Genomic DNA, 17475 nt, shown 5'->3' on the forward strand with positions numbered 1-17475 from the left:
GCACGGCCTGTCAACGCCACCTCCCGTTGAACAGGAGCGTGACCCGGAAGACGCGCCTTTTATCCACAAGATAGCGCTACCTTGTGCTTACCGGACGGCCCTCTATAGCTGTTTGCGCCCAAACGACGGAGATGCGCCATGGTTCCCGCCTTATCGATCATACTGCTCTTTCAACTTTTCGGCGAAGTGATTTCGCGCGGGTTGCACCTGCCCCTGCCCGGGCCGGTCTTGGGCATGCTTGGCATGGTGGTGGCGATTTCGGTCAGTGCGCGGCTGCGCGAGATGATCCGCCCGGTGGCGCAGGGGCTTTTGGCGCATCTGTCGCTTTTGTTCGTGCCCGTCGGCGTAGGCGTGGTGGCGCATATGCCCACAATCGCCGCGCATGGGCCCGCGCTGGCGGTGGCGCTTGTCGTCTCGACACTTCTGGCCATCGTCGTGGGCGCCGTCACCTTCACCTGGGTCGCCAAGCTTGTGGGGAGTGTCTCTGATGACTGACGCCGGGCTGATCTGGTCTTATCTGACCTCGCAACCGCTGTTGTGGCTAACGGCAACGCTGATCGCTTACTGGGCGGGGGATCGCATTTTTCAGATGTCCCGCCGCAACCCGCTGGCCAATCCGGTGATGATTGCGGTGATCTTGCTCGCGGTACTTTTGACCACGACCGGCACCGCCTACAGCGACTATTTCGAGGGGGCGCAATTCGTCCACTTCATGCTGGGGCCGGCAACGGTCTGCCTCGCCGTGCCCTTGCAAGCCAACCTCAAGGCCATTCGCAAAGCGCTGGTCCCCATTGTGGTGGCGCTGGTGGCGGGGTCGTTCACGGCTGTTGCCTCGGCGCTGGCCATCGCCAAATTGCTGGGTGCAGATGACATGCTGCTGGCCACGCTCGCGCCTAAATCGGCCACCGCGCCGGTGGCAATTGGCATTTCCGAGGCTTTGGGCGGCCTGCCAACGCTGACGGCCGCCTTGGTGCTGCTGACCGGCATGATCGGCGCGGTTTTCGTAACGCCGATGCTCAATGCGCTGGGGCTGAAAGACTGGCGCGCGCGCGGCTTTGCCACCGGCGTTGCCGCCCATGGGATCGGCACCGCCCGCGCCTTTCAAGTGCACGATACTGCGGGGGCCTTTGCTTCGATCGGCATGGGGCTGAACGCAGTGCTGACCGCCTTCATGGCGCCCTTGGTGCTGCGGCTCTTCCTTTAGGCGGATTGCGGTTTGTAAGGGGCCATGCCCATCCGCGCCAATTCATCGGCGCGTTCGTTTTCGGCATGGCCCGCATGGCCCTTGATCCATTTCCACGTCACCCTGTGGCGCGCCTGCGCCGCATCAAGCCGCTGCCACAGATCGACATTTTTCACCGGCTTTTTGCCGGCCGTGCGCCAACCATTGCGCTTCCAGCCATGGATCCAGCTTTCGACCCCGTTTTTCACATAGGCCGAGTCCGTCGTGATGGTGATCGCACTGTCGCGTGTCAGCGCCTCCAGCGCGGAAATCGCCGCCATCAACTCCATGCGGTTGTTGGTGGTGTCGGCCTCTCCGCCCGAAAGCTCGCGCTCTTTCACCACCGTCGCGCCATCCATCGCGCGCATCAACACGCCCCAGCCCCCCGGCCCCGGGTTGCCCGAGCAGGCGCCATCCGTCCAAGCGAAAAGATCCGGCATTAGGCGTCGTGGCGGAAAATCCGCGGGGTCTTGAATTCGATCCGCTCTTTCGCGGTTTCAACGGTTTCGACCGTCAGATCGAAATGATCTTTGAAGGCGTTCAACACCTCTTCGATCAGCGCATCGGGTGCAGAGGCGCCGGCGGTCAGCCCAACCTTTTGGAGACCCGAAAGCGACTCCCACGGAATGTCCGTTGCCCGTTCGACAAGGTGCGAAACCGCACAGCCCGCGTTGCGGCCCACTTCGACCAAGCGTTTCGAGTTCGAGGAATTCGGCGCGCCGATCACCAAAAGCGCCTCGACCTGCGGCGCGACAGCTTTCACCGCCGCTTGCCGGTTGGTGGTGGCGTAGCAGATGTCATCTTTGCCGGGGCCCACAAGGTTGGGGAAGCGCGCTTTCAGCGCGGCCACAACCTCGGCGGTGTCATCCACCGACAACGTGGTTTGCGTGATCCACGCGAGTTTATCCGGGTTGCGCACGTCCAGCGCGGCAACATCCGCCACGGTTTCAACCAAAAGCACCTCACCTTCCGGCAGTTGCCCCATGGTGCCGATCACCTCGGGGTGGCCCGCATGGCCGATCATCACGATCTGCAAGCCCTCTTCTGCATGACGCTCGGCTTCAAGATGGACCTTGCTCACCAAGGGGCAGGTCGCATCGACATAGATCATGTTACGCCGCTCGGCCTCGGCGGGCACCGATTTCGGCACACCATGGGCGGAAAAGATCACCGGGCGGTCCACCGGGCATTCATCGAGTTCCTCGACGAAAACCGCGCCTTTGTCGCGCAGCGTATCGACCACGTATTTGTTGTGCACGATCTCGTGGCGGACATAGACCGGCGCGCCCCATTTCTCGAGCGACATCTCGACGATCTTCACGGCCCGGTCCACGCCCGCGCAAAAGCCGCGCGGGGCGGCAAGGTAAAGGGTAAGGGCAGGTTTCATGATGCGCTCCGTCTTTGCCCCCAAGAGTTAATCGCCCAAGGCCCCGGCGTAAAGTGCGCCCCTGTCGCGGCGTCCATTGGGCGCGGGGCGGGCGCGCAGGCTAGTCCCACCGCACATCGCCCAAGAAAATATAGCCCGCGCCATAGATCGTTTTAATCAAACGGGGGTTCTTGGGGTCTTCACAAAGTTTCGTGCGCAATCGCGAAATGCGCACATCCATCGCCCGATCAAAGCTTTCGCCCGCTGCGCCGCCCAAGGTTTCTTGCATCTGCGCGCGGGTGATCAGCCGGTTCGGGCTGTCCAAGAACAACCGTAAAACTTCCCCTTCGGCATGGGAAAAGGGCGTCTCGGCCCCCGTCGCATCGATCAACACATAACGGTCAAAAGCCGCCCTCCAGCCCGCGAAATGCGCCACCTGCGCGGCGGGCGCGGCATCGGGCCGCGCTTTGCGCAGCCGCGCACGAATGCGGGCCACCACCTCGGCCGGATCGAAGGGCTTGATGATGTAATCATCGGCCCCCAACTCCAGCCCTGTCACCCGGTCTTGCACCTGCGCGCGCCCCGAAATGATGATGATCGCAGCCCCCGATTCGAGCGCAAGCCGATGCACCACGGCCAACCCGTCCCGGTCGGGCAGACCCAGATCGACCAGACAAACATCGGGTTGGGCGCGCTTGAGACCCGCCTCGAACTCGGTCGCGCGGCCATAGGCGGTGGTGCGAAAGCCCGCCTCGTCCAAAGCATCGACCAGCATCCGGCGGATTTCCGGCTCGTCATCCAAGATCGCGACATGCGGGGCATTGGCATTCAAGGGATTGGCGGCGGTCATTGGCGCACTCCGGCAAGCAAGGCGGCCAGCTCTGCCGCCACGAAGGGTTTTTGCAACACCGGGCAAGGGGCCTCGGCGCGCAGCCGGTCCCCGGGCGGCAAAGAGGTCATCAGGGCGATCGGGATGCGTTCTGACAGACGATGCGCAAGATCAACCCCAGTCAAATCGCCCGGCAATTGGATGTCAGACAACACCATGCCCAGTTCCGGCAGGCTTGAAAGTGCCTCTGCCTCGCTGGCGCTGCCCGCCTCCAGCACCGAATGCCCAAGATCGCGCAGCATTTCGCGGACCGAGGCGCGGATATCAGCATCATCTTCCACCAAAAGCACCAGCATTGGCGCCAGCGCGGTGTCGACCGGGCGCAAGGGCAGGCGCAAGGTCACGCAAGCGCCGGGTTCGCAATTTTCCACCCGCACCGTGCCGCCCGCAAGCTTGGTCTGGTCATAGACCATCGATAGGCCGAGCCCGGAGCCTTCGCCCCCCTTGGTGGTAAAGAACGGATCAAGCGCGCGGCTGAGCGCCTCGGAGCCGAAGCCGGGTCCGGTATCGGTCACAGAAAGCTCGATCCATGTATCTTGCACCGGATGCGCGGCAATGCGGATCGCCCCGCCCTTTGGCCCCATCGCATCGCGCGCGTTCAACAGCAGGTTCAACAGGCTGTCTTGCAACGGGCCGGGGTCCAGCAAAATCGGTGTTTGCAGCCCTTCGATATCGATCGACACCGCGACATGGGCGCCCAGCGTCGGCGCCGCCATGGTCACCAGATCGGCAATCAAGGCGGGCAGGTTCACCGCCTGTGGGCGCAGCGCGCGCTTGCCCGAAATCGCGGCGATCCGGTCCAAAAGCGTGCCCCCACGCCGCGCTGCGGACAGCGTCGCCCGCACCGCCCCCAATGCGTCGCCCGGCATCCCATCGGTGCGCATCAAGCGCCCCTGCAACCCCATGATGATGGTCAAAAGATTGGCGAAATCATGCGCCATGCCCGAGGTGATTTGCGCCGCCAGTTCGCGCTTGGCGGTTTGGGCAAGCGCGGCGCGCGCCTGTGTTTCTTCGGTCACATCGGTCGACAGGATATAAACCCCGCAGACCGCCCCCTTGGCATCGCGGTCGGGCGTCAGCGCGATGCGGATGCGCCGCCCCGACAGGTCATGGGTGATTTCCAGCACATTGGCCTCGCCCGCCAGCGCTTTGGTGAAGCCGGGCAGGATACGGCGAAAGGTTTCGGGGCCCAGCACCTCTTCCGCCGGGCGCCCCTCGGGCGCATCCAGCGATCCGGGCATCACGGCACTGAGCCGGCGGTTCGAAAAGGTATAGACGAAATCTGCCCCCATATGCGCGATATGCGCGGGGGTCATTTCCGTCACCTGCCGGATGCGGGCTGCGGTTTGCATTAATTCGCGTTGCGCTTCTTCTAGCGCGGCGTTGGTGGCGGCCAATTCGCGGTTCGCCGCCGCCAGTTGTTCGGCATTTTCCAACACCTGTTCGGACAGTTCAGCCGAGCGGGCGCGCAAAAGCGATTCCTGGCGCTTGATCCCGGTGATGTCGGTATAGACCGTGATCCAGCCGCCCTCGGCCAGCGGCGCGCCTTCCACCGCGATGGTGCGACCGTTCGCCCGCGTGCGCTCCATGTAATGCGGCGCAAAGACCCGCGCCTGTTCGACCCGCGCGGCCACCCAAGCCTCGATCTCGCCGACCTCGCCATATTCGCCCCGTTCCGCCAGCCAGCGGATCGTATCGGCAAAGGTCGTGCCCGGGCGGGTCAGATGTTCGGGTAAATCGAACATCACCTGATATTGCCGGTTCGACACGGCAAGCCGCAAATCGCTGTCAAAGATCGACAGGGCTTGCCCGATCAGATTCAGCCCCGCCTGCGTCAGCCGGGCGCGTGCATCCTCGCTCATCCCCTCTCCTCCCCGGCCTATCGCTAGCAGCTTGCGCCGCCCCCGCAAAGTCCCTGCGCGCGCAGTAAGGATTCGTAAGGATTGGGTAAAAGTCAGGAAAACTTTGCCCCCAAATCTGCGTCCATGGCCCCGAATTCTGGGAGGAATCGTTCGGGGCTTCAGACGCCGGTTCAGCGGCGCGAGGGAGGAAAAATGGCAGATCATGGTGTCGCGGAGCGATCCGCGCAGTCGATTCCTGCGCTTTTGGCGCACAATGTCGAAAGGCTTGGCAACCGCCCCGCCTATCGCGAAAAGGAATTCGGCATCTGGCAAAGCTGGACCTGGGCTGAGGCGGCCGATGAGATCCGGGCCATGGCGATGGGCTTTTTAAGCTTGGGCGTGGAACGGGGCGATCATATCGCCATCATCGGCCGCAACCGGCCGGCGCATTACTGGGCGATGGTGGCGGCGCAAATGTGCGGCGCAGTGCCGGTGCCGCTTTATCAAGACGCGGTTGCCGAAGAGATGGCCTATGTGCTGGACCATTGCGGCGCGCGGTTCGTGGTCTGCGGCGATCAAGAACAGGTCGACAAGGTCGTCGAGGTCGAAGACCGCATCCACCACATTCAACATGTGATGTATACTGACAAGCGCGGCATGCGGAAATACGACCACGCCCGGATGAACGCGCTGGAAGACATTATCGCAGAAGGCAAAGCGGGTCATTTCCGCTATGAGGGCGAGATTGAAAAGCGCGTGGCGGAGCTGAATTACGACAGCACCTGCGTGATGCTTTACACTTCGGGCACCACCGGCAAACCCAAGGGCGTGGTGCTGTCGAACCGCAATATCATCGAAACGGCCAAGAACTCGGCCGCCTTCGACCACCTCGGCCCCGATGAAGACGTGCTGGCCTATCTGCCGATGGCGTGGGTGGGCGATTTCATCTTTTCCATCGGTCAGGCGATGGTGGCGGGCTTTTGCGTGAATTGCCCCGAAAGCCCCGAAACGATGATGACCGACCTGCGCGAGATCGGGCCGACCTATTTCTTTGCGCCGCCGCGCATCTTTGAAACCATGCTGACCAATGTGATGATCCGCATGGAAGATGCGGGCGATCTCAAGCACGGCTTGTTCAAGCATTTCATGGAATTCGCCAAGGGCACGGGCGAAGAATACGGGATGCCACGCTACCGGGTGCAGCGCTCCAAACCCACCTTGCGCCGTCGCCTGCGCTGGGCCTATCGCTTTTCGATGGGGATCGGCTTTGCGGTCGAGACGATGGTCGAAAACGCGGTGCGGCTGGCCTTCGTGCGGCTGCGCCATCCGATGGAACATCGCAAATTTTTCAAGGCCAAAGGGCCTTTGCTCAACATCTACCCGCAACCACTGCGCGATTATTTCAACTATCGCACCGGCGATGTGACGATTTACGCGCCGCTGAAAAACACGCTGGGGCTAAGCCGGATTCGCGTGGCCTATACCGCCGGTGAGGCGATCGGGCCGGAGATTTTTGAGTTTTACCGCTCGCTCGGCATCAACCTGAAACAGCTTTACGGGCAGACCGAAGCCTCGGTCTTTATCACCCAACAGCCCGATGGGCAGGTGCGCGCCGATACGGTGGGCGTGCCAAGCCCAGGGGTCGAGGTGAAAATTGCCGACAATGGCGAGGTATTCTACCGCAGCCCCGGCACCTTTGTGGAATATTACAACAACCCAGAAAGCACGGCCTCGACCAAAGATGCCGAAGGCTGGGTGGCGACGGGTGACGCGGGCTTCTTTGAAGAAGGCACCGGGCATCTGCGCATCATCGACCGCGCCAAAGACGTGGGCAAAATGGCTGATGGCCGGCTGTTTGCGCCCAAATACGTAGAAAACAAGCTCAAGTTCTACCCCAACATCCTTGAGGCCGTGGTCTTTGGCGCGGACCGCGACCGCTGCACCGCCTTTATCAACATTGACCTGACGGCGGTGGGCAACTGGGCCGAGCGAAACAACATCGCCTATGCCAGCTATCAGGAATTGGCGGGTCATCCGCGGGTCTATGAGATGATCCGGGAACACATCGACGAGGTGAACGCGAGCGTCGCCCAAGACCCGATGCTGTCAGGCTGCCAGATTCACCGCTTCTTGGTTTTGCACAAAGAACTGGATGCCGACGACGGCGAAATGACCCGCACCCGCAAGGTGCGCCGCAATGTGATTGCCGAGAAATTCGCCGATCTGATTGGTGCGCTCTATGACGGCTCCACCAGCATCTACACCGAGACCGAGGTCACCTACGAAGACGGGCGCAAGGGGGCGATCAAGGCCACTTTGCGCATTGAAGATGCCACGGTTGCGCCTGAAGCGCAGCCCAACCGGGAGGCCGCCGCATGAAGGATATGGTCGAAGGCTATACAACCCCCGATGGCCGCCAAATCGGCGGCGTGCTGATGGAGTTGAAAAACATCACCTTGCGCTTTGGCGGCGTCGTGGCGATCAAGGATATCTCTTTTGATATCCGCGAAGGCGAAATTCGCGCCATCATCGGGCCAAACGGCGCGGGCAAAAGCTCGATGCTGAACGTGATCTCGGGCTTTTATGTGCCGACCGAGGGCGAGGTTTGGTTTCACGGCCAAAAACGCCCCGCGATGCGCCCCTATCAGGTGGCGAGACTTGGCATTGCCCGCACGTTCCAAAATATCGCGCTTTTCGACGGCATGTCGGTGCTCGACAACATCATGACCGGGCGGCTGACGCTGATGAAATCGGGCCTGCTGACCCAAGCGATGTGGTGGGGCAAAGCCGCTGCCGAAGAAGATGAGCATCGCGAAAAAGTTGAAAAAATCATAGACTTCCTTGAAATCCAGAACATTCGCAAAACCCCTGTGGGCCGTTTGCCCTATGGCTTGAAAAAGCGTGTCGAACTGGCCCGCGCGCTGGCTGCGGAGCCAAAGATTTTGCTGCTTGATGAGCCGATGGCGGGCATGAATGTCGAAGAGAAAGAGGACATGTGCCGCTTTATTCTGGATGTGAATGATGAGTTTGGCACCACCACGGTTTTGATCGAACACGATATGGGCGTGGTGATGGATCTGTCCGACCGCGTGGTGGTGATGGATTACGGCCGCAAGATCGGCGACGGCCCCCCCGACGAAGTGCGCAACAACCAAGACGTGATTGACGCCTATCTGGGGGTGGCCCATGAGTGACCAGCTGCTTTACGCCACCGAAACGGCGCTGAATGGCCTGATGACGGGGGTGATGTATTCGCTCGTCGCGCTGGGGTTCGTGCTGATCTACAAATCCTCGGGCGTGTTCAACTATGCCCAAGGGGTGCTGGCGCTGTTCGCGGCACTGACGTTGGTGGGCATTCAAAAGGGGCAGGTGCCCTTCGCCCATCTGATCAACGCCGTCACCGGTGGCCATCTGGAAACTTTCCCATGGCAAGTGCCCGCGCTTTTGGCGATTTTGCTGACCGCCGGGGTGATGGTCTTGATGGCGATCATCATCGAAAAACTGGTGCTCAAACACCTTGTGAACCAAGCCCCGATCATCTTGTTCATGGCAACCATCGGGCTGGCCTATTTCCTTGAGGGCTTTGGCGATGTGATGTGGGGCGCCGATATCAAGACGTTGGATGTCGGCCTGCCGCAAGGCATCAACGAAACCATCGAAACCACAACGGCCAACTGGTTCGGCTATGGCTTCTTTATCGACAATCTTGATCTTGTAGCCACGCTTGTCGCAGTGCTTTTGGTCGCGGCCCTGACGCTCTTCAGCCAATATTCCAAACAGGGCCGCGCGCTGCGGGCTGTGGCCGATGACCACCAAGCGGCGCTGTCGGTGGGCATTTCGCTGCGCTTCATCTGGGTCTTGGTCTGGTCGATTGCAGGGTTCGTCGCGCTTGTCGCCGGGATCATGTGGGGCACGAAATCGGGGGTGCAATTCTCGCTCAGCCTGATTGCGCTCAAGGCGCTGCCGGTGCTGATGCTGGGGGGGTTCACCTCAATCCCCGGCGCCATTGTCGGCGGGCTGATCATCGGCATGGGCGAAAAGCTTTTCGAATTCTGGGTCGGCCCGCTGATCGGTGGCGCGACCGAGAACTGGTTCGCCTATGTGCTGGCGCTGATCTTCCTCGTGTTCCGGCCACAGGGCCTGTTCGGCGAAAAGATCATCGAAAGGGTGTAACAATGCTGCACGCGCAAGTTGAAAAACTAGTTGATTGCTGGGCTGGGCTGCGACATCCTGTCAAACCTGCGCCCCGTCAGGGAGAGGCGGCGCGCATGAAAGGACGGTTGCATCACGCGCAGCCTCTTACCGTGGCTGCGCAAGAGGTAGGGAGGCCTCTTCGCAATGACGCTGAAAACCTGTTCCATCGCCTTCACCATCGGCTGGCTGGCGGCGCTGACCTTTGGCTGGATCGCTCTGGCCGCCCCGCCGGAGGAACCGGCGCTGCTCAGAACAATCAACATCATGTTTGCCGCCATGGGCGCCGGAGCCGGGATCTGGTCCTGGATGCGGATCAAGCGCGGCTGCTGACGGGGAGCGCATCGGCCCTTCCCCGTGGAACCAAACGGGGGAGAGGCTGATGTTTTACCGCGAAGCAGGTGATTTCAAGACAAGCTACCGGGCGGACAGCCAGACCTTTCCGATCCGTTTGGACCGGATGGGCTATATTGCGGCGCTGGTCGTCGCCTATGCCGTGGTGCCCTTTTTCATCGATGACTACTGGGCCAATGCTGTCTTCGTGCCCTTCCTGATCTATGCGATTGCCGCGATCGGGCTCAACATTCTGGTCGGCTTTGCCGGGCAGGTCAGCCTTGGCACCGGCGGCTTCATGGCGGTCGGCGCCTATGCGGTTTACAAGCTGATGACCGGCTTTCCCGAAGTGCCGTTCTTCTTCCATGTCATTTTGGCCGGCGGGGTGACGGCCTTTGTGGGCGTGCTTTTTGGCCTGCCGAGCCTGCGGATCAAGGGCTTCTATCTGGCCGTCGCCACGCTTGCGGCACAGTTCTTTCTGGTGTGGCTCTTCAACAAGGTGCCGTGGTTTTACAACTATTCGGCCTCGGGCCAGATCACCGCGCCCGACCGCACGATGTTTGGCATCTACATCACCGGTGCACAAACCTCGGCGGTCGCGAAATACCTGTTCTGCCTTGTGATCCTGACACTGGTGGCGCTGATGGCGCGCAACCTGACGCGCGGCACGGTCGGGCGTAAATGGATGGCCATTCGCGACATGGATATCGCCGCCGAGATCATTGGCGTGAACCCGCTTTCAGCCAAAGTGACGGCCTTTGCTGTCTCGTCTTTCTTCATCGGCATCGCGGGTGCGCTGTTGTTCTCGGTCTATCTTGGCGCGGCGGAAGTGGGCGAATCCTTCGGCATCAACAAGTCGTTCCTTGTGCTCTTCATGGTGATCATCGGCGGCTTGGGCTCGATCTTTGGCTCGTTCGCCGGGGCGGCGTTTTTGGTGCTGCTGCCCGTCTTTTTGAAAAACGTGCTGGTCGGCGCATTGGGCTGGCCCACCGATGTGGCCGCGCATCTGGAGCTGATGATCGTTGGCGCCCTGATCGTGATCTTCTTGATCGTCGAGCCGCATGGGCTGGCCCAGCTGTGGCGCATCGCCAAGGAAAAACTGAGACTCTGGCCCTTCCCGCACTGAGGGGCCGGTGGACGACCCGGGCAACCGGTTGACAGAAAAACAATGCGTTACTGGGAGGACAAACGTATGAAAAAGAGCTTTGCTGCCCTTGCGGCTGCGGCCCTTGCGACCACCGCAGCCCCGGCCTTCGCCGATCTGACGGTGCCGAACCTGAGCTACCGCACCGGATCTTATGCGGCCAATGGCATTCCCTATGCCGATGGCTTTGCCGATTACTTCACGCTTCTGAACGAACGGGATGGCGGCATCGGTGGTGAGATGGTCGCCGTGCCGGAATGCGAAACCGCCTATAACACCGAAAAGGGTGTGGAGTGCTATGAAAGCACCAAGGGCATGGATGCGCTGGCCTATAACCCGCTGTCGACCGGCATCACCTATCAGCTTATCCCCAAAGTCACCGCCGACAATCATGTGCTCTACACCCCCGGCTACGGGCGCACCTCGGCGGCGAATGGCTCTGTTTTTGAATGGGTCTTCAACTATCCGGCAAACTATTGGGATGGGGCCTCGGTCGCGGTGAAATACCTGCTGAATGAAAACGGCGGCGATCTGGCGGGCAAAAAAATCGCGCTCGTCTATCACAACTCGGCTTATGGCAAAGAGCCGATCCGCACGCTGGAAGAATTGGCCAAGAAACACGGATTTGAGCTGAAATTGCTGCCCGTCGACCCGCCGGGGCAGGAACAGAAATCGCAATGGCTGCAAATTCGCCGCGATAAGCCCGATTACGTGCTGATGTGGGGCTGGGGCGTGATGAACCAAGTTGCGATCCAAGAGGCCGTCAACATCCGCTTCCCGATGGAAAACTTCATCGGCGTCTGGTGGTCGGGCTCTGAAAACGATGTGGGCCCCGCGGGCGACAAGGCGATGGGCTACAAATCGATCAGCTTCCACGGCGTGGGCGACGACTTCCCGATCTATGCCGACCTGAAGGAATATGTCTTCGACCCCGGCAAAGCGGCGGGCGCGGGCGACAACCTTGGCAACGTGCTGTATTCGCGCGGCATGTATGCGGCGATGATCATCTCTGAGGCGATCCGCACCGCGCAGGAAATCGCGGGCCATGCGTCGGTCACCCCCACAGAGGTGCGCGACGGGTTTGAAAACCTCAACCTCACGCAAGAACGGCTGACCGAACTTGGCCTGCCGGGCTTTGCGCAGGAAATTCAGGCAAGCTGCGCCGATCATGGCGGCCCCGGTTCGGCGATGATCTTGCAATGGGATTCGAGCACCAAGAAATGGAGCGCGGTCTCGGATTGGATCGAATCCGATGCTGAGATTCTTGACCCGCTGATTGCCGAAGACTCGGCGGCCTTCGCGGCGGAATCGGGCATCACACCGCGCTGCAACTAAGCCCCACTCACGCCAATGCCCCCGGCCTACGGGCCGGGAGCACCGCACAGGGAGACTGCCATGCTCGACGCCGCCAAGACCGAAGCCGATACGCTTTTGGAAGTGAACAATATCGAGGTAATCTATAACCATGTGATCTTGGTTCTCAAAGGCGTCAGCCTGTCGGTGCCCAAAGGGGGGATCACCGCGCTTTTGGGCGGCAATGGCGCGGGCAAAACGACCACGCTCAAGGCGATTTCGAACCTGTTGCGCTCTGAACGGGGCGAGGTGACGAAAGGCGCGATCATCTATCGCGGCGAGCGGGTGCAAGACATGTCCCCCGCCGATCTGGTGCGCAAGGGCGTCATTCAGGTGATGGAAGGCCGGCATTGTTTCGAACACCTGACCGTCGAAGAAAACCTGCTGACCGGGGCCTATACCCGCAAGGATGGCCGCGCCGAGGTGATGAAAGACCTTGAAATGGTCTATAGCTATTTCCCCCGCCTGAAAGAACGCCGCAAATCCCAAGCGGGCTATACCTCGGGCGGCGAGCAACAGATGGTGGCAATGGGCCGGGCGCTGATGTCACGCCCCGAAACCATCTTGCTGGATGAGCCCTCGATGGGCCTTGCCCCGCAATTGGTGGAACAGATCTTTGAGATCGTCAAAGCGGTGAACGAAGGCGAAGGCGTGACCTTCCTTCTGGCCGAGCAAAACACCAACGTCGCGCTGCGCTATGCGCATTACGGTTATATCTTGGAAAGTGGCCGCGTGGTGATGGACGGCCCCGCCAAGCAATTGCGCGAAAACCCGGATGTGAAAGAGTTCTATCTGGGCATGTCCGATGATGGCCGCAAAAGCTTTCGCGATGTGCGCAGCTACCGTCGCCGCAAGCGGTGGCTTGCCTGATAACCCCTTGAACATAAAAAATTGCTGCGCAGCATTTTGGCGCGTGGCACCCGTCGCATCTGCTTCGACTCTGCCCAGCGAAAGGCCAGCCCATGAGCCGCTATTACGACGATCTGGAAACCCGCTCCGCCGATGCACGTATGGCCGCGCTGGCACAGGCCTTGCCGCTGGCGGTGGCGCGCGCGCTCAGCGCCCCGGGTTTGGCCGCGCATCTGGGTGCAGTCGATGCCGCAGCGGTCACAGATATGGCGGCTCTGGCGCAATTGCCGGTGCTGCGCAAATCCGATCTGGGCGCTGCGCAAAAGGCGGCCGGTCCCTTTGGCAATATGACCACGAAACCGGCGCATGCCTTTGCCCATATCTTTCAAAGCCCCGGCCCGATCTATGAGCCGGGCGATACCACGGCGGATTGGTGGCGGATGGGGCGCTTCTTGCATGCGGCGGGCGTGGGCACAGGCGATATCGTGCAAAACTGCTTTGGCTACCACCTGACGCCTGCGGGCATGATCTTTGAATCCGGCGCGCGGGCGGTGGGGGCCACCGTGCTGCCCGCGGGCACCGGGCAGACCGAATTGCAGGTGCGCGCGGCAGTCGATGTCGGCACCACGGTCTATGCGGGCACGCCCGATTACCTCAAGGTGATCTTAGACAAGGCCGAAGAGATGGGCGAACGCCTTGCCATCACCCGCGCGGCGGTGGGGGGCGGCGCGCTTTTCCCCAGCCTGCGTGCCGAATACACCGAGCGCGGCATCGCCTGCCTGCAATGCTATGCCACTGCCGATCTGGGCAATATCGCCTATGAAAGCCCGGCAATGGAGGGGATGATCGTCGATGAGGGCGTGATCGTCGAAATCGTCCGGCCCGGCACCGGTGACCCTGTGGCACCCGGAGAGGTGGGCGAAGTGGTCGTGACCTCGCTTAACCCCGGCTATCCGCTTATTCGTTTTGCCACCGGCGATCTTAGCGCGGTTTTGCCCGGCGTCTCACCGTGCGGGCGCACCAATATGCGCATTAAGGGCTGGATGGGCCGTGCCGATCAAACCACCAAGATCAAGGGCATGTTCGTACGCCCCGAACAGGTCGCGGCTTTCGTCGCCGCCCATCCAGAGGTCAAACGTGCCCGCGTCATTGCAAGCCGCGAGGGGGAAATGGATGCAATGACGGTGCAGATCGAAACCGAAAGCGACGCAGAGGATCGTTTCGCCGCCGGCGTGGTCGAAGCGCTGAAACTCAAGGGTAAGATCGAACTGGTCACACCGGGCAGCTTGCCCAATGACGGCAAGGTGATCGACGACCAGCGCAAATACGATTGAGCCCCGATACGCCTGAGCCGGCGCCATCGCCCCGGCCCATACGGCTTGATGCGGATGGAACCGCCCTCACCCCCAAGTGGGATGGAACCGATCCCCCGGCGACAAGGTGAAGATTTCACAGCCGTCGGCAGTCACGCCCACCGAATGCTCGAATTGTGCCGACAGCGACTTGTCCCGGGTGACGGCGGTCCAATCATCCGACAGAACCTTGGTGTCAGCGCGACCAAGGTTCACCATCGGTTCGATGGTGAAGAACATGCCTTCTTCCAGCACCGCACCCGCGCCTTTGCGGCCGTAATGCAGCACATTCGGCGGGGCATGGAACACGCGTCCCAGACCATGGCCGCAGAAATCGCGCACCACGCTCATGCGCTGCCCCTCGACATAATGCTGAATCGCAAAGCCAATATCGCCAAAGGTATTGCCGGGTTTGACCTGTTCGATCCCGATCATCAGCGCGTCATGGGTGACTTGGATCAGCCGCTCTGCCTTACGCGACAGATTGCCCGCCACATACATCCGCGAGGTATCGCCAAACCAGCCATCCAAAATGACAGTCACATCGATATTCAGGATGTCACCGTCTTTGAGAATCTTGGGGCCGGGAATGCCGTGACACACGACATGGTTCACCGAAATGCACGACGCATGCTTGTAGCCGCGATAACCGATCGTGGCCGATGTCGCCCCCAGTTCTTCCACCCGGTTGCGCACGAAATCGTCCAGCACGGCGGTGGTTACCCCGGGCACCACCAAGGGCGCGACCTCGTCCAGAATGCGCGCCGCAAGATGCCCCGCCGCCTGCATTCCCTCGAAATCCGCCGCCTCGTAAATCCGGATACCGTCTTTGGTCACGCGTCCTTTGGCGTCAGTCACTGCTCATGTCTCCTGCTGGCTGCGCCCCTAGATAGTCACAATTGTGCCGCTTGGCCAGAGCCGGGCTTTTCCGCAACGTCGCAGCCGCTTATACCGATGCGCGAGGAGACCCCACATGCCAAATCCGACCGCTGCCATCCTGATCATCGGCGATGAAATCCTGACCGGACGCACCCGCGAGGGCAACGCGCACCATCTGGCCGGTGTCTTGGTGCAACAGGGTATCGACCTGCGCCAGATCCGGGTGATCTCCGATGATGCCCCCACCATTGTCGCGGCTGTGCGCGAGATGGCCGGGGCGCATGATCATCTGTTCACCTCGGGCGGGATCGGCCCCACGCATGACGATATCACCGCCGATGCGGTCGCCGAAGCCTTTGGCCGCACAATCGGCGTACGCGAAGATGCCCGCGCGATCTTGGCCGCGCATTACGCCGCGCGCGGGGTCGAATTCACCGACGCCCGCCTGCGCATGGCGCGCATTCCCGAAGGGGCCACCCTGATCGACAACCCCGTGTCCGGCGCGCCGGGTTTCAGCGTGGAAAACTGTCACGTCATGGCGGGCGTGCCCAATATCTTTCAGGCGATGGTGGCGGGGCTGGTGCCCCGGCTTGCGGGCGGGCAGCCGCTCATCAGCCGCAATTGGCAATTGATGGTGGCCGAAGCCGCAATTGCCGATGAATTGCGCCAATTGGCCACCGATCATCCGCAGGTCTCCTTTGGTTCTTATCCTTTCGTGACCGATGGCCGCTACGGCACCAATCTGGTCGCCCGCGCCACCGATGAACCGGCGCTAGAAGCGGCCTATCGCGCCTTGCAAGCGATGTTTCCGGAGGGGCAATGACCGATCTTTTCGCGGTCATCGAGGCCACATGGCCTGCGGCGTCGACGCGCCGGGCCGGGGGCTTCGTGATCCGCGAAGGGTTGGGCGGCGGCTCCCGGGTCAGTTGCGCCAGCCTTGAGGGGCCGTTTGAAACCGCCGATCTCGACGCCGCCGAAGCCGCGCATCGCGCGCTTGGCCAACAGCCAAAATTCATGCTGCGCCCCGGCGATGCGGCTTTGGATGCCGCGCTGGATTCACGGGGATACGAACTTTTCGACCCGGTGGTGATCTATACCGCGCCGGTGGCGCAACTGCCGCAAGAGGTGCCCCCCGTGACCGCCTTTGCGCATTGGCCGCCGCTTGCCATCGCGCGTGAGATCTGGGCCGATACCGGCATCGGCCCGGAACGCCAAGCGGTGATGGCGCGCGCGGCGGCGCCCAAAGCCGTGGTTCTGGGGCGCACCCAAGACCGTGCTGCCGGGGCCGGGTTCATTGCCATGCATGGCCGCACCGCCATGGTGCATGCGCTGTCGGTTCTGCCCGAGTTCCGCCGCCACGGCTTGGCCCGCGCGATGATGGCCGAAGCCACCCGTTGGGCGGCGCAACAGGGGGCCGAGACACTGGCCCTTATCGTGACGCGCGCCAATGAACCGGCCAATGCGCTTTATCGCGCGCTTGGAATGATGCACAGCGGCACCTACCATTACCGCCGCAAGGAGGCGTGATGAAAGTTTGGCTTGCCCTGCCATTGATCTGGCTGGCCGCGCCCGCGCTGGCGGCCCCGTTTGCGCTCAGCCTGCCGCAGGGCGCTGCCCTTTCAGCCGAGCGCACCGCGGCGGCCACCTCTTATGATATGCGGATCGGGCCATGGAACCCGCAGGCGCCGCCCACCCAAACGGTGGAGGGGCTGCGCACCGATCGGGCGTGGCGGCTGCGCGGCAATCAAGAAACCTCTTTGCAGATCTTCGCGCCGCTGCGCGCGCAGATCGAGGCCGCGGGCTATGCGCTGATTTATCAATGCGAAACCGATGCCTGTGGCGGGTTTGATTTCCGCTATGCGCTTGATCTGATCCCCGAACCCGAAATGCACGTCGATTTGGGGGATTTTCGCTATCTGGCTGCGCGCAAAGGTGATGGCTGGCTGGCGCTGACGGTGTCGCGGTCGTCCGAATCGGGCTTCGTGCATCTGACCCGGATCACCGCACAAGAAATCGCAGCCCCCGCCCCGGCAGATATTCTGGCCCCGCCTCCGCC

The 17475-nt window shown here is 61.6% G+C and carries 17 protein-coding genes and 1 pseudogene; 13 read left to right on the plus strand and 5 right to left on the minus strand.

Going from position 1 to position 17475, the window contains the following annotated elements:
• Nucleotides 1–138: 138 nt before the first annotated feature.
• Nucleotides 139–495, plus strand: a complete 357-nt coding sequence (locus CKO11_RS14370; RefSeq protein ID WP_223640202.1) for a CidA/LrgA family protein — start codon at nt 139–141, stop codon at nt 493–495.
• Nucleotides 488–1204 (plus strand): LrgB family protein, encoded by a 717-nt coding sequence (locus tag CKO11_RS14375; RefSeq protein WP_223640204.1) that lies wholly within the window; start codon nt 488–490, stop codon nt 1202–1204. The genes CKO11_RS14370 and CKO11_RS14375 overlap by 8 nt, the downstream gene beginning before the upstream one ends.
• Here the strand turns inward: CKO11_RS14375 and rnhA are convergent.
• The 4 genes from rnhA to CKO11_RS14395 form a co-directional block, all read right to left on the minus strand.
• Nucleotides 1201–1662: a ribonuclease HI gene (gene rnhA, locus CKO11_RS14380; protein WP_223640206.1), complete on the minus strand. Its 462-nt coding sequence runs from the start codon at nt 1660–1662 to the stop codon at nt 1201–1203. The genes CKO11_RS14375 and rnhA overlap by 4 nt on opposite strands.
• Entirely contained in the window at nt 1662–2612 is a 951-nt protein-coding gene (ispH, locus tag CKO11_RS14385) for a 4-hydroxy-3-methylbut-2-enyl diphosphate reductase (protein ID WP_223640248.1), read from the minus strand. The genes rnhA and ispH overlap by 1 nt, the downstream gene beginning before the upstream one ends.
• Before the next feature lie 97 nt (nt 2613–2709).
• On the minus strand, nt 2710–3438 hold the full coding sequence (locus CKO11_RS14390; RefSeq protein WP_223640209.1) for a response regulator transcription factor: 729 nt from the start codon (nt 3436–3438) through the stop codon (nt 2710–2712).
• A complete protein-coding gene (locus CKO11_RS14395; RefSeq protein WP_223640213.1) occupies nt 3435–5339 on the minus strand; it encodes a PAS-domain containing protein in 1905 nt (634 codons plus the stop codon). The genes CKO11_RS14390 and CKO11_RS14395 overlap by 4 nt, the downstream gene beginning before the upstream one ends.
• Before the next feature lie 192 nt (nt 5340–5531).
• Here CKO11_RS14395 and CKO11_RS14400 point away from each other — a divergent pair, with 192 nt between their 5' ends.
• From CKO11_RS14400 to CKO11_RS14435, 8 genes are all read left to right on the plus strand, one after another.
• On the plus strand, nt 5532–7697 hold the full coding sequence (locus CKO11_RS14400) for an AMP-binding protein (protein WP_223640216.1): 2166 nt from the start codon (nt 5532–5534) through the stop codon (nt 7695–7697).
• The gene (locus CKO11_RS14405; RefSeq protein WP_223640218.1) at nt 7694–8512 is read left to right on the plus strand and encodes an ABC transporter ATP-binding protein; all 819 of its coding nucleotides are present in this window, start codon (nt 7694–7696) and stop codon (nt 8510–8512) included. The genes CKO11_RS14400 and CKO11_RS14405 overlap by 4 nt, the downstream gene beginning before the upstream one ends.
• Complete coding sequence (locus CKO11_RS14410) at nt 8505–9491, plus strand: branched-chain amino acid ABC transporter permease (protein WP_223640221.1); 987 nt, start codon at nt 8505–8507, stop codon at nt 9489–9491. The genes CKO11_RS14405 and CKO11_RS14410 overlap by 8 nt, the downstream gene beginning before the upstream one ends.
• A gap of 165 nt (nt 9492–9656) precedes the next feature.
• Nucleotides 9657–9842, plus strand: a complete 186-nt coding sequence (locus tag CKO11_RS14415; RefSeq protein ID WP_223640223.1) for a hypothetical protein — start codon at nt 9657–9659, stop codon at nt 9840–9842.
• A 49-nt stretch (nt 9843–9891) separates the two neighbouring features.
• Nucleotides 9892–10968: a branched-chain amino acid ABC transporter permease gene (locus tag CKO11_RS14420; protein ID WP_223640225.1), complete on the plus strand. Its 1077-nt coding sequence runs from the start codon at nt 9892–9894 to the stop codon at nt 10966–10968.
• Nucleotides 10969–11034: 66 nt separating this feature from the next.
• Nucleotides 11035–12321 (plus strand): ABC transporter substrate-binding protein, encoded by a 1287-nt coding sequence (locus tag CKO11_RS14425; protein WP_223640227.1) that lies wholly within the window; start codon nt 11035–11037, stop codon nt 12319–12321.
• Between the two features lie 60 nt (nt 12322–12381).
• The gene (locus tag CKO11_RS14430; protein WP_223640229.1) at nt 12382–13209 is read left to right on the plus strand and encodes an ABC transporter ATP-binding protein; all 828 of its coding nucleotides are present in this window, start codon (nt 12382–12384) and stop codon (nt 13207–13209) included.
• Nucleotides 13210–13301: 92 nt separating this feature from the next.
• Nucleotides 13302–14522 carry a phenylacetate--CoA ligase family protein gene (locus tag CKO11_RS14435; RefSeq protein ID WP_223640231.1) on the plus strand — a complete coding sequence of 407 codons (1221 nt, stop codon included), beginning with the start codon at nt 13302–13304 and terminating at the stop codon, nt 14520–14522.
• Nucleotides 14523–14588: 66 nt separating this feature from the next.
• Here the strand turns inward: CKO11_RS14435 and map are convergent, their stop codons facing one another.
• Complete coding sequence (map, locus tag CKO11_RS14440) at nt 14589–15398, minus strand: type I methionyl aminopeptidase (RefSeq protein ID WP_223640232.1); 810 nt, start codon at nt 15396–15398, stop codon at nt 14589–14591.
• Nucleotides 15399–15513: 115 nt separating this feature from the next.
• Here map and CKO11_RS14445 point away from each other — a divergent pair, with 115 nt between their 5' ends.
• The 3 genes and pseudogenes from CKO11_RS14445 to CKO11_RS14455 form a co-directional block, all read left to right on the plus strand.
• A complete protein-coding gene (locus CKO11_RS14445; RefSeq protein ID WP_223640234.1) occupies nt 15514–16242 on the plus strand; it encodes a competence/damage-inducible protein A in 729 nt (242 codons plus the stop codon).
• Entirely contained in the window at nt 16239–16946 is a 708-nt protein-coding gene (locus CKO11_RS14450; RefSeq protein ID WP_223640237.1) for a GNAT family N-acetyltransferase, read from the plus strand. The genes CKO11_RS14445 and CKO11_RS14450 overlap by 4 nt, the downstream gene beginning before the upstream one ends.
• Nucleotides 16946–17475, plus strand: a pseudogene (locus CKO11_RS14455) (OmpA family protein); the annotation flags it as partial. The gene CKO11_RS14450 and the pseudogene CKO11_RS14455, both read left to right, overlap by 1 nt.

Origin of the sequence: Rhodobacter sp. TJ_12 (assembly GCF_020023995.1) — a bacterium.
Lineage (GTDB): Bacteria > Pseudomonadota > Alphaproteobacteria > Rhodobacterales > Rhodobacteraceae > Rhodobacter.